Raw genomic sequence first — 12,842 nt, forward strand, 5'->3', positions numbered from 1 at the left:
TGAGCGGCGCAATGGGAGCGAGGGCCATCGCGCTTAGCTTGCGCCAACCCGAGTGTTTGGTGGTCTCGTTGCGCGGGTTACATTGGCGAAAGGTGGGATGAGATGGGGTGGATAGAATACGTTGCCGCGCTGTTGTTTTTCATGGCGTCTCATCGGGTTCCGGCGACGCCGGCGCTCAAAACGCGGCTGGAGGGTTTGTTTGGCCGCAGGGGGTACATCATTGTTTTCAGTGTGTTATCCACGCTTCTTTTGGTCTGGGTGATCTCAGCTGCGGCGCGTGCTCCGGTTGTGACGCTGTGGGATCAGGCGATATGGCATCGCTGGTTGCTCAACCTCACCATGCCCGTTGTGGTGGCATTGGTCGCGTTCGGCGTGGGGGCACCCAACCCCTTCGCTTTTGAGGGCCGCGCATCAGGGTTTGACCCTGCCAATCCGGGCATTGCCGGGCTGACGCGGCAACCGCTTCTTTGGGCGATGGCGCTGTGGTCCGCCGCACATCTGCTGGCGAATGGTGATCTGGCTCATGCGATCCTTTTCGGGTTGTTTTTGGCGTTCTCGCTGGCTGGCATGTGGATTGTTGAACGGAGGCGACGTTTGGCCATTGGAGATGGCGCGTGGGGCGAGATCACCGCGCGAACCAGCCTGTTTCCCTTTGCTGCGTTGATTTCTGGAAGATGGCGACCGCGAGGTCTGCCCTCGCCCATGCGAGCGGCGATTTGGTTGGTCAGTTGGGCCGCGCTTTGGCACCTTCATGAACCGGTGATCGGAGTTTGGCCCGGTGTTGGATGATGCTGACAGGATGCTGTCAGCAGGGCTGTGCAACAAGGGGTCATCAACCGAGATCAAAGGAGCGTCTCAATGTCTACACAACCCGTCCTCGTCTGGTGTGAAATCCCCGTCAGAAACCTGAAGAAAGCGTGCGAATTCTATTCAAAAACATACGGTTACGAAGTTAAAATTACAGAAGATGGCCCTAATCCGACGGCTGTTTTAAACAATGAAACCGACGTGCCAGCCGGCAATCTATACGTCGGCGAACCGGGCGCGGGAGGCGGTGTGACTGTCCACCTTGCCCTGGCCCATGGTGACACGGTCGAAGCCGCATCCGCACGCGCAACCGAGGCCGGTGCCACCATCACGGGGCCGTTAGTGGAAATGCCGTTTGGCCGCTGGACCTATGCGACCGACCCCGATGGCAACTCCATCGGCCTGTTTCAGGCGGCGGGTTAAGCTATGCGCCGGGCCGACCGCCTCTTTCAGATCGTTCAGCATTTGCGCGGCGGTCGGCTTGTCACCGCGGCGCATCTGGCCGACCGGCTCGAAGTGAGCCAACGCACGATCTATCGTGATGTCGCCGATTTGATCGGCTCAGGTGTGCCGATAGATGGCGAAGCAGGCGTGGGATATATTATGCGCGCTGGCTACGATCTTCCGCCATTGATGTTTACAAATGATGAAGTCGCCGCGCTGGTGGCGGGTGCGCGCCTGCTTCAGGCCTGGGGCGGGGCAGCGATGGGCGAAGCCGCGCAAGAAGCCTTGGTCAAGATCGAGGCAGTGCTGCCCGACACCGCCCGCGCCAAGGCCGAGCAAGTTCAGGTGCACGCTTTCCAATCCCATGAAATGACAGAGAAATTGCGCGCTCTCTTCGACAGGATCGACAGCTCTATCAAATCCAGAACCCGCATCGAAATTGACTATGAAGACAAGGACGGCGCCGCAAGTGCGCGCATTATCCGCCCCCTTGGGCTGTTCTTCTGGGGCAAGGTCTGGACATTGGTGGGATGGTGCGAATTACGCAATGATTTCAGAATGTTCCGCCTAGATCGCATAGGGGCCGCAACGGCCTTGGACCGGTTTCGAGAGGAGCGCGATAAATCGCTCAAAAACTTCTATGCATGCGCCCGTGAGCGCGGGGCGCAAATTCATTCCTAAGCCATTTCTTATCGATGCGTTCGGCATGGTTAATGCCCTAAGCAGGCAAAAACTCAACTGTATGACTCCCGGCTGACTCCCGGCTGCCGTGTTCCCCGAATTTGGTTAATGCCGGATTAAGTTAACTCAGCGTACGGCCCCCCTTCATCTGACTGAAAATATCCCGGGGGTGTGGGGGCTGACCCCCACTTAAATCTGCGCGTGTCGCACCAGAGGTGCGCATCAAATCTGGCTTGGCCCTCAAACCCAAGAAACCTGTGCGGCGCAGCCGCTCCTTTTGACAACAGTCGTTCAGTCGCGCGGCGTGATTTGGCGGATCAGCCCTTCTTGCGTGGCATTGGCCACAAGCCGGCCGTCGCGGGTAAAGATGCGGCCGCGGTTAAAGCCGCGTGCGCCGCCGGCCCATGGCGAATCCATGACATAGAGTAGCCAGTCATCGGCGCGAAAATCGTCGTGGATCCACATGGCGTGGTCGAGCGAGGCGAATTGCATGTCCGAGTCGGCAAAGGCCTTGGCGTGGACATGCGCAGATGTACCAAGCAGCCCCATGTCCGAAGCAAAGGCGAGCGCGGCGCGGTGCAATTGCGGGTCGTCGCCGAGTTTGCCGGGGATGCGGAACCAATAGATTTGTTCATGCACGGGGTCGCGCGTGAGCGGGGGGCGTTTGGTGACCGGGCGAATTTCGACCGGGCGCGGCACACGGGTCCATTTGCGAAACAGCTCTGGCACGTCGCCTTCGAAGGTTTCCAGCAACTCGCGTTCCGTGGGCAGGCTATCGGGTGCGGGCACATCGGGCATGGTGTCTTGGTGGCTCAGCCCCGGTTCGAGCACCGCGAAAGAGGCGGCGAGGTTGAGGATAGGTTTGCCGTGCTGGATCGCAACGACGCGGCGGGTGGCAAAGCTGCGCCCGTCGCGGTCACGCTCGACCTGATAGAGCACGGGTTCGGTGGCATCGCCGGGGCGCATGAAATAGGCGTGGAGCGAATGCACGGGGCGGTCGGCGTCGACGGTGCGGGTCGCGGCCATCAACGCTTGGGCGATAACCTGTCCACCAAAGCTTCGTCCGCGGCCACCGGGGTGGCGATCCCGCGGAAGAAATTCTCTTCCACCGGTTCCACATCGAGCACGGAAATCAGCGCGTCGGCGAGGTTTTGTGCTGTGGGAGTAGCTTTCTTTTCAGTCATTTAGCTGTCACCAATCCGGTTGTCATTTCGCCCTGGCAGGGCCTTGCACGTGAGCCGCCCTGATGGGTCGCATCAGGGACAGAATGCGCAAACTCGTGAGCGGATCGCAAGGGCGGTTTGGAATTCTGACGCAGTGTTGCGGCGTCAGGGTGACTGGCTTTGGATCACGCGGGCAAGGCGTTCGGCGATTGCGGCGCTGCCTTTGAGGGACGGGTGGATGCGGTCGACCGCGTGAAAGGACAGGTCGCCGGGCGGCACAAGATCGGTGATCGGGTGAAAGATGATGCCCTCATCCAGCGCGGCAAGGCGGGAAAGGCGGGCTTCGAGTTCGTCACCTTCGTCTTTGCAGTTCTCGATTGGCGTGTCGAAACCGGGGCTGCGCAGATAGCCGAGGTAAAGCACCCGTGCGCCGGATTGACGGATGCGCGAGACCAGCCCCGGAATGACGCCGCGCCGTCCGTCGAGGGCGATCATCTTATTGATTTTACGGTCACATCTGTTGCAGCCGCAGCCGAGCCAGACATCGTTTCCGCCGCCGTTTACGATCACCCAATCCCAGTTCCCGTCGCGGTATTGTTTGGGAATCGAGAGGCCCATCGCGCCGGTGATGGGGAGGTTATAAATCATCCGCGCGCCTGCGACGGAGTTGTCGTCGATCGGCTGGCGCAGGATTTGTTCGAGCCGGTCGGCGATGCCGCGCCCGGAAACCGAGTGGGACGCGATCAGCGAATCGCCAATGACGAGAATCCGCGCGCCGTTTTTCCCGGTATCAGCAAGCGCGCCCATCGGGTGCAATGCCCCCGACAGCAGAAAGAAACATAGTATTTTCAACAGGTTCATAACGCAGACTCACCAATGGGCAGGGTCGAAATTGGAGCGCCTGATCAGAAAGGCTCAGGCGCCGGGTGCTTTAGTTTTCGCCGTTGTGGCGTCAAATTCAACGGTTTTCGTTGATTGCGGAGCAGGCGGGTTCAATGCGCCCCAAGGGGGGAGTTGTTTCGTTTTGGTGAACGTAACGCCCCAATTGCTTAACGCGGCGCAGGGCGCTTGGTTGAGGGGGGTGACTCTCGGCTGACATCCGGCTGACATCCGGCTGACATCCGGCTGCCGGGGGAAACGCCAGCCGTTAACCGGATATTAGGTTAACGGGGCGTGCGCAGCCCGGTGTGGGGGCGCAACGGGATGGGGTGCCGCGGGGCGGGGCGCAACAGGACGGGGCGCGCAACAGGACGGGGTGCAACCGGATGGGAGAGGCGCGGCCTAATGCGCGTCGGCCCAGTTCAGCCCCTGACCCGCGTCGACGGTCAGCGGCACGTCGAGGTGGACCGCCGGGTTGGCCGCGCTTTCCATCACGTCGCGGGCGGTGTCGATGAGTTTGGCGGCGGCGTCCTCGGGGACTTCGAACAGGAGTTCGTCGTGGACCTGCAACAACATCCGCGCCGGTTGTCCGGCGATGGCGTCGGGCATACGCACCATGGCGCGGCGGATCACGTCGGCGGCGGTGCCTTGGATCGGGGCGTTGATCGCGGCGCGTTTGGCAAAGCCGGCGCGCGGGCCTTTGGCGGCAATCTCGGGCGTGTGGATTTTGCGGCCAAAGAGGGTTTGCACATAGCCGTGCTCTTTAGCGAAGGCGACCGTGTCATCCATATAGGTGCGGATGCCGGGGAAGCGCTCGAAATAGCGGTCGATAAAGCCTTGGGCTTCGGAGCGCGGAATGCGCAGGTTGCGAGCAAGGCCAAAGCCGGAGATGCCATAGATCACCCCGAAATTGATCGCCTTGGCGCGGCGGCGGATGTCGGGGGTCATCTCGTCCATGGGCACGTCGAACATTTCCGAGGCGGTCATGGCGTGGATGTCATCGCCGCGTTTGAAGGCGGCTTTGAGCGCGTCGATCCCGGCGACATGGGCGAGGATGCGCAGCTCGATCTGGGAGTAATCGAGGCTGACCAGCACATTGCCTTGATCGGCCACGAAGGCCTCGCGGATGCGGCGGCCTTCTTCGGTGCGCACGGGGATGTTTTGCAGGTTGGGATCGGTCGAGGCGAGCCGCCCGGTTGAGGCACCGGTTTGCACATAGGAGGTGTGCACGCGCCCGGTTTCGGGGTTGATGTGGTCCTGTAGCGCGTCGGTATAGGTGGACTTCAGCTTGGACAGTTGGCGCCAGTCGAGCACGCGGGCGGGGAGTTCGTGTTCGGTGGCGAGGTCTTCGAGCACGTCCGCACCGGTGGCATAGGCGCCGGTCTTGCCCTTTTTGCCGCCTTCGAGGCCCATTTCATCGAACAGGATTTCGCCGAGTTGCTTGGGCGAGCCGACATTGAAGCTGCGGCCTGCGAGTTCGTGAATTTCCGCCTCGAGCCCGGCCATTTTCTGGGCGAAGGCGTTGGACATGCGGCTGAGCGTGTCGCGGTCGACCTTGATCCCGTGCATTTCCATTTCGGCGAGCACCGGCACCAGCGGGCGTTCGAGGGTTTCATAAACGGTTGTGACGCGTTTCACATGCAGTTGCGGTTTGAAGATTTGCCACAGGCGGAGCGTGATGTCGGCGTCTTCGGCGGCGTATTTGACCGCCTCGTCCAGCGGGACACGATCAAAGGTGATCGCCGATTTGCCGGTGCCGAGCAGTGATTTGATCGGAATCGGCGTGTGGCCGAGATAGCGATCCGAAAGCGCATCCATGCCGTGATTATGCACGCCGGAATAGAGCGCGTAGGACATCAGCATCGTGTCGTCGATGGGCGCGATGTTCACCCCGTGACGCGCAAAAATCTTGGCGTCGTATTTCATGTTTTGGCCGATTTTGAGGATCGCGTCGTCCTCGAGAATTGGCTTGAGGATGGCGAGCGCCTCGGCCGTGGTCATTTGACCGTCGGCGAGCGTGTCGGAGCCGAAGAGATCATCAGCCCCGCCGTCTTTGTGGATGAGCGGGATGTAGCAGGCATCCCCCGGTTCGACGCAGAGGGATATGCCGACCAGCTCGGCCTGCATTTCATCAAGCGAGGTGGTTTCGGTATCGACGGCGACATAGCCGCGTTTGTTAATCAGGGCGATCCAGCGGTCGAGGGCAGCCGCGTCGCGGATATGTTCGTATTTTTCGGGGTCGATGGCGGGCAGATCGGGGGTGGCGGCGGCTGCGCCGGCCTCGCCCACTGCGGGTTCGGGGATGTCGGGGCTTTCGACGCCCATCCGGTCGGCGATGCGTTTGGAAAGGGTGCGGAATTCCATCGATGCGAGGAAGGGCAGCAGGGCGTCCGGGTCGGGCCCTGCACTTCGAGGCTGTCGAGGGTGAAGTCGAGGGTCATGTCCTCTTTGAGTTGGACGAGATCGCGCGACATGCGGATCTGATCGGCCTTGTCGATAAGGGTCTCGCGGCGCTTGGGCTGTTTGATTTCGCCAGCGCGTTCGAGCAGCGCATCCAGATCGCCGTATTCGTTGATCAAAAGGGCGGCGGTTTTGATGCCGATGCCGGGCGCGCCGGGGACGTTATCGACGCTATCCCCGGCCAAGGCCTGAACATCGACGACGCGTTCGGGGGGGACGCCGAATTTGGCGATGACGCCGTCGCGGTCGATGCGGTTGGCCTTCATCGGGTCGAGCATTTCGACGCCGCCGCCGACAAGTTGCATGAGGTCTTTGTCGGAGCTGATGATGGTGACGCGGCCACCGGCCTCGCGTGCTTGGCAGGCGAGGGTGGCGATGATGTCGTCGGCCTCGAAGCCTTCGACCTCGTGGCAGGAGATGTTGAAGGCGCGGGTGGCGTCGCGGGTCAGGGGGAACTGCGGGATCAGGTCTTCGGGCGCGGGGGGGCGGTTGGCTTTGTATTGGTCATAAAGCTCGTTGCGGAAGGTTTTGCCGGAGTAGTCGAAGATCACGGCGGCATGGGTTGGGGCGTCGTCGCCCTTTGCGTCCTCGACGAATTTGAACAGCATGTTGCAGAAGCCGGCCACGGCGCCGATGGGCAGGCCATCGGATTTGCGGGTCAGCGGGGGCAGCGCGTGATAGGCGCGGAAGATGAAGGCAGAGCCGTCGATGAGGTGCAGGTGGCAGCCTTTGCCGAATGACATGGTGTGGTTCCCCCGGTTGGTTGGGACCCTGTGTCGCATATGGGCGTGCGCGGTGCCAGAGGGATTGCTGGTGCGCGCGTAAACTCGTGCGGCAACGGGCGCGAATTCTGTCGCAGAATTCGGTCAAAAATCCGTTGCGGATTTTTGGGCGGTGCGGGACGGGGGCGGTGGGGGCAAAATCCGCGACGGATTTTAGGCCGTTTCCTGTGACAGGAAACGGTTAGCTGGCTTTGCTTTCGACGTCGCGGTAGATGAATTTGGCATCGCAATAGGGGCATTCGACGAAGCCGGTGTCCTGTGGGATTTGCAGCCAGACACGGGGGTGGCCCAAGGCCCCTTCGCCGCCGTCACAGCAGACACGGTAGGAATCGACGATCTTGGTTTCGGGGGCTTGCGTGGTCATATGCGTGCTGTCCTTCGGGATGGCGGTTATGCCCCGCGAATATGGGCGATTGTGCAGCCGGGGGCAAGACCGGCTGAACGGGGTTAGCCGCTGCGTTCGACACGGGCCTGAAAGCAGTTGTTGGTCGAGGAGCGGATGTGGACGAATGCCACCGCGTCATCGGCAAGGCGTTTGGCGACTTCGGTGTTGAAGCGGTGCGGCGGGACCACGGCGCCGGAGCCATAAAGGATGCGTTCATCGGGTCCATAGGCACGGATCAGCATGGGGTTTTTGGCGAAGATCGCAGGGGTTCCGGCGGCGGGATCATAGGGGGCGCACGCATCAGCGCAGAGGAAGATCGGGCCGGTTTCGGCGTAGGGCTGGCGCGCACCGAATGGCGAATGGGCGAGGATCAGCATGTCGGCGCCTTTGGGGATGTAATCGAGGCAATGGCGGCAAGGGTTGGACGCCCCCTCGCAGGGGGCGCGTTCGGGCGGATTGCCGTAGGCATCGGGCGCGCCATCGCGATAGGCTTGGACAATCTCAGAGGGGATGGGGAGGAAAGCGGCGGTCATCGGGGGTCTCCGGTTGGTGGGATGTGTGGAGACACTTAGAGCGGATCGGGCGCGGGGCTGGCGACCCGATTGTTGCGCAATTAAAGCCATGATCCGCAGTGCGCGGCGTTTAGTCGGCGTAGAGATAATCGGTCGCGGCAATTTCGATCGCTTTGTCATGGCCGACAGCGAGGAAATTTTGCAGGGCGTCGGCGTTCATTTCCGGCGCGTCGAGTTCGCGGATGCGGTAGTGGTTTTCGAAATCGGCATCGCGGATCTGGTCGCTTTCAAACGTCATGTCACCGCGAATGGTGGGCAGCAGCCGGTCGAGCGTTTCCTTGGGGGTCTTTTCACCGGCAAGCCCGACGCGCATGGCGTGGCCGATCAGGTAGTCATCGGAAAAGTTGCAATCGACCTCGAGCAGGCGGGTGACCGAGCGGTCGGCGCAGAAATCATGCAGCAGATCGAGGTTGGACGGGTCCATGCAGATGATCAGGCGGTCGGTGTCGTAATAGTCAAACAACATCCGCATCAGCGCGCGGCGGTGGCGGTGGCGTTTGCCCATCGTCGATTGAATGCCGCCGAGATCGGGCAGTTGGGTCGATTCTTCGTTAAACAGGTATTCGATGCAGGGAATGTTCGTCATCTGGCGGATACGTTCGAGCAGACGCTTGGCGACGTGCCATTTCTTACACACAACGATCAGCAATTCACGCTCGCGGCCCAGCGAGCTTTCGGTTTCCCAGAAGCGGGTGGCAAAGCGGCGCCCGATCCGGCCCCGTCCGGTGAGGAATTTGAACAGCGAGCGCCCCTCGTTGGAGATTTTGAAATCCCAGCCGCGCGTGGCGTAGAGCAGCCCGAGGCGGCGTTTCAGCTCATGCGCTTCGGGGGAGATTTTGCGCGCGAAGAGAAAATCCTGCGACAGCAAGAGATCGTAGTGGTCGTTATAGAAGGTCACCGGCATGCCGTAGTCGGTGAACATCAGGAAGGTGAGCGTGCGGCTTTCGATTTCTTTCTCGGGCACAAGGTGGCGCACCAGCGTTTGAAAGAAGGTTTCATCCGGAATCCACGTGGTGCGGAAAAAGCGCATCACATCGCGGCGTCGCTTGGTGAAATCGAGCACCCATTCGACCGTGCGCCGCCGGAGGCACCACCATTGCGAGCCGATCATGACCTGCAGGTCTTCGGGGATTTTGCGGGTGATGCCGAGCCTTTTTTGCAGCTCGAACATCCCGTAAAAGCGGCGCTTCTGGGTGCGTTCGTTGAACCAGTGGCGATAGATCAGACGCTCTTCTTTCCAGCCGGTCTTGATCCAGTCGCTTTCGAAATAATCAAAGCTTTCGATATAGTCGACATCGGCGCGGTCGAGGAATTCATGGGCGTATTCGGCGGATTTGATCGCCATGCAATCGCCCGACAACATGTAGAAATGCGTGGCGCGCGGGAAGGCTTCGACCGCCGCTTCGACGGCGTTGAGCGTCGCCTGAACAAGGCTCCATTCACCCCAGCCGCATTTGATCCGGTTCTTGGCGAAGGTCACATTGGGATTGCCATCAAGCGCGTCGCGGATTTGGGTATAAAGCTCTGGCGGGGCGGAGGCATCGAAATGGATCGACATATAGTCGCCCACCGCTGTCAGACGCTCGGCCTGTTTGATGATCGCTTCCGGGTCTTTATGGCAGAGCAATATGAACGCAATTTTTGCCATCTAAGAAACGTTACACTCCGACACCATAAGATTGTTTCCCTTGATAAGGGTGAATGAGCTCTGAATAAACCAGCTTTCTGAACAATAGGTCAAATCCGCTCTCTGCTGTGTCGTGCACAAAGACGCGCCGGTCGGCTGTGGGCGTGATCACGTTGGGCGCATAGGTCAAATCAGTATTTGTGAAGGATTTTGTCAATTGCTATAAGAAGGCAAAGAACAAGAACAAAATCGTTTGGAGGCGGAGTATATGGGGTTTCCGGGAACCTGGATGACGGAGAGCGAGAGCGTCGTCTATCGGGTGGTGCCGAAATGCGCCTGTTCGACGATCGGGCAGATCATGTATTTCTCTGACCACGGCGCATTTTATGACGGCGACATTCACGACGCCAAGGGCGGGTTGCATAAATGGGCGCTGGAAGAGAGCCAGCCGCTTATCAATGCCAATGTGAAGACGCATTCGTCCTATGCGTTTACCTGTGTGCGAAACCCGTACACGCGCATCCTGTCATCGTTTTTCGACAAGATTTGCGGGATTCAGCGTAACGGCAAGCGGTATCGTGGCAACCTTGTGCCGCTGTTGATCCAGAAATACGGGATCGAAGTGGGCGACCCGGAAGACGGGTTCGAGTTTGACCAGATCAAGAGCTTCCGGCGGTTTTTGCTGTTCGCGCGCGACACCATTCGGTGGCGGCGACCGATGGACCCCGACATCCACTGGAGCGCGATGTCGGGCCATGTCAGCACGTTCATCATGAATGGCGGGCGCTATGACAACATCTTTTGGACCGAGTCGTTCAATGACGGCATGGGTAAGGTGTTGAAAGCGATCGAGACGCCGAAGAAGGTCGATTTGAAGAAAATCCCGCGCTTTAACGAAAGCGAAGGCCATGGGCCGAAGCGGGCGCATCCGGTTGAGGATTACTTTGACGATCTGTCGATGCACATGGTCTATGAGATCTACAAGCGCGATTTCGATCTGTTCAAATATGATTTCGAGGACCCGTCGAACAAGATGCCGATTGGCGAGATCGACCTGGATGAGATTCACGCCAAGCTGGGCGAGTGAAACAGCATCGCTTGATGGGTTAGCCATTGGGTTAGCAATGAAAAACGGGCCGGTGTTTGCCGGCCCGTTTTGCGTTTTTGCGTTTTGCGGTCAGATCAGCGTTAGCGCGTCTTGGTATAGGTGTTGCCGAATTCGTCGCGCATGGTGGTGGCGTTGACGATCGTAAAGACATCGCTTTCCGAATTCTGCATCGTTTGGGTTTGTCCGGTGGTGACCGATTTGATCGTCGCCTTGTCGTTTGACGTGATCTTGATCTTGTCCTTGCCCTGAAGCTCGGCCTGCCATGTGCCGGTCGAGGTGATGCTAAAGGAATTGGGGCTGGCCGCCGCCGCCCATGGTGTTCATCTGGACCTGCGCCGCCGAGGTGCCGTCGGATTTATAGGTGATGCTTCCGTTGAACTGGGCCTGTTGCGCGCCGTTGATCATCATGCCGTTCTGCACCGTCCATGTGCCGGTGAGATAGGCTTTGCCCTTGGCGATGTTATCGGGCGGGAGCACGGGGTTGGGTTCGGGTTTGACCGCGGTTTTCAGGATCGCCTGCATGTCGGCCACGCCGGATGCGGGGGCCCAATCGGCCATGCCATCGGTCCAGACGAGGGTCTGTCCGGTGAGGCTGCCTTTGCCGGCGAGGTCCATCAGCGCGGCGGCGTCAAACGGCCCCGAAGGCTGACCGCCGAGGGCGACGAAGTAATTCAGCCGGGGCAGGGGCGGGGGCATGGTGCCGCTTTTGAGGGGCGGCGGGGTTGCGCCGCCGGTTCCGCCCGCTGTTCCGCCGAGAATGTCGGAGCCGGTGGCCGCACCGGAGGGCGCGGGCAGGGTGCCGGATTGCGCCATGGCGAGCGAGGCGAGCGCGAGGAATGTCAGGGTGAGCGCCGCAAAGACCAGCCGTGCGGTTGCTTTGGTAAGGGGCATTTGAAATCTCCCGAATTTGAAAATGGGTCGTGATTATGCCCGCGAGGGTAGGGCAAGGACGCAAATCGGCAAAGGGAAATGTCCGGTTTTGGGGTCAGGGCAGGGGTTTTGTGAAGGTGAGCGAGGTGGGCCTGTCATAGCCGGGATGCGCGGTTGCGCCGGTTTGGGCAAAGCCGAGGGCGCGGAAGGTGGCGTGATTCGCCGTCAGTTCGACCCGCGTTTGCAGGCTGAGCGACGGCAGGTTCAGCGCCCGGGCGCGGACCTCGGCCAGAGCAATGAGGCGCCGGGCAAGGCCGGAGCGTTGCCGGGCCGGATCGGTGGCGAGCTTGCCGATATAAAGCGTATCGGCTTTGGGCGTGAGCGTGACGCAGGCGATGGGTTGGTCGGAGGGGGCGATCACCCAGAGTTCGCTTTCCACGGCAGGTTGCGCGAGGCTGGCGAGGGTCATCCGGGCAAGCGAGCTTGGTGGGTCGATGACGCCGTCCATCGGCGCAAAGGCGCGGTGCATCAGGGCGAGCACATCCGGCAGCATAGTCCGGTCGGTCGGGTCGTTGGCAGAGAGGCGGCGCGGCAGCGGTTTGATAAAGCGCGCAACATCGCCGGAGGTTGGGTCGGAGGTTGGCAGGGCGGTGAAGCCGAGGCGCATGAACAACGCATGCAGATCGGTGAGCCGTTGGCCGGTGTCGAGGGTGAGGGCCGGGACGTTGTGGGCGATGGCATGGTGTTCAGCGGCGTTGAACAGCCTGCGGGTGAGGCCGCGTCCGCGGTGGGTAGGAGCAACGGCCAGCCAGCCGAGGTAGAGCGCGCCGGGGACATCACGCGAGGGTCGGGTGAACAGGCAGGCGACGGGGCGGTCAGCCTCGCTCAGCACGAAAGCGGTGCCGGTTGTGGCCGCGCGGCGCAGCGCGTCGGCTGTGAGGGTTGTGGCGCGTGGCGGCTGGCCGAGCAGCGGGGTCATATAGGCAAAGCTGTCGCGGATCATCGCGGCGAGGTCCGGCCAGTGGGGATAGTGCGCATCGGGGCGCAGGAGCGTGCTCATCCAA

At 60.8% G+C, this 12,842-nt stretch carries 10 protein-coding genes and 3 pseudogenes; 4 read left to right on the top strand and 9 right to left on the bottom strand.

What is annotated here, in order from left to right:
- Positions 1-102: 102 nt before the first annotated feature.
- The 3 genes from N4R57_00290 (at position 103) to N4R57_00300 (ending at position 1,932) form a co-directional block, all read left to right on the top strand.
- Positions 103-789, top strand: coding sequence for an NnrU family protein (locus N4R57_00290; GenBank protein UYV37601.1), 687 nt, complete (start codon positions 103-105; stop codon positions 787-789).
- Positions 790-858: 69 nt separating this feature from the next.
- Entirely contained in the window at positions 859-1,230 is a 372-nt protein-coding gene (locus tag N4R57_00295) for a VOC family protein (protein UYV37602.1), read from the top strand.
- Positions 1,231-1,233: 3 nt separating this feature from the next.
- The gene (locus N4R57_00300; protein ID UYV37603.1) at positions 1,234-1,932 is read left to right on the top strand and encodes a YafY family transcriptional regulator; all 699 of its coding nucleotides are present in this window, start codon (positions 1,234-1,236) and stop codon (positions 1,930-1,932) included.
- Between the two features lie 291 nt (positions 1,933-2,223).
- Here the strand turns inward: N4R57_00300 and N4R57_00305 are convergent.
- The 6 genes and pseudogenes from N4R57_00305 to N4R57_00330 all read right to left on the bottom strand — a co-directional run bounded on the left by N4R57_00305 (position 2,224) and on the right by N4R57_00330 (position 9,821).
- Positions 2,224-3,116 (bottom strand): annotated as a pseudogene (locus tag N4R57_00305) (acyl-CoA thioesterase II).
- A gap of 144 nt (positions 3,117-3,260) precedes the next feature.
- On the bottom strand, positions 3,261-3,956 hold the full coding sequence (locus N4R57_00310; protein ID UYV37604.1) for an SGNH/GDSL hydrolase family protein: 696 nt from the start codon (positions 3,954-3,956) through the stop codon (positions 3,261-3,263).
- Between the two features lie 420 nt (positions 3,957-4,376).
- Positions 4,377-7,177: pseudogene (gene polA / locus N4R57_00315) on the bottom strand (DNA polymerase I).
- Positions 7,178-7,397: 220 nt separating this feature from the next.
- On the bottom strand, positions 7,398-7,580 hold the full coding sequence (locus tag N4R57_00320) for a zinc-finger domain-containing protein (protein UYV37605.1): 183 nt from the start codon (positions 7,578-7,580) through the stop codon (positions 7,398-7,400).
- Positions 7,581-7,663: 83 nt separating this feature from the next.
- Positions 7,664-8,134, bottom strand: coding sequence for a DUF1203 domain-containing protein (locus N4R57_00325; GenBank protein UYV37606.1), 471 nt, complete (start codon positions 8,132-8,134; stop codon positions 7,664-7,666).
- Positions 8,135-8,243: 109 nt separating this feature from the next.
- Positions 8,244-9,821: a beta-1,6-N-acetylglucosaminyltransferase gene (locus tag N4R57_00330; protein ID UYV37607.1), complete on the bottom strand. Its 1,578-nt coding sequence runs from the start codon at positions 9,819-9,821 to the stop codon at positions 8,244-8,246.
- A gap of 247 nt (positions 9,822-10,068) precedes the next feature.
- Here N4R57_00330 and N4R57_00335 point away from each other — a divergent pair, with 247 nt between their 5' ends.
- Entirely contained in the window at positions 10,069-10,887 is an 819-nt protein-coding gene (locus N4R57_00335; GenBank protein UYV37608.1) for a sulfotransferase family protein, read from the top strand.
- A gap of 303 nt (positions 10,888-11,190) precedes the next feature.
- Here N4R57_00335 and N4R57_00340 read toward each other — a convergent pair whose 3' ends face one another.
- From N4R57_00340 to N4R57_00350, 3 genes and pseudogenes are all read right to left on the bottom strand, one after another.
- Positions 11,191-11,799, bottom strand: coding sequence for a DUF4339 domain-containing protein (locus N4R57_00340; GenBank protein ID UYV37609.1), 609 nt, complete (start codon positions 11,797-11,799; stop codon positions 11,191-11,193).
- A 94-nt stretch (positions 11,800-11,893) separates the two neighbouring features.
- A complete protein-coding gene (locus tag N4R57_00345) occupies positions 11,894-12,331 on the bottom strand; it encodes a GNAT family N-acetyltransferase (protein ID UYV39653.1) in 438 nt (145 codons plus the stop codon).
- Between the two features lie 111 nt (positions 12,332-12,442).
- Positions 12,443-12,757: pseudogene (locus tag N4R57_00350) on the bottom strand (GNAT family N-acetyltransferase).
- Positions 12,758-12,842 lie beyond the last annotated feature (85 nt).

This window comes from Rhodobacteraceae bacterium D3-12 (assembly GCA_025916135.1).
Classification (GTDB): Bacteria; Pseudomonadota; Alphaproteobacteria; order Rhodobacterales; family Rhodobacteraceae; genus JAKGBX01.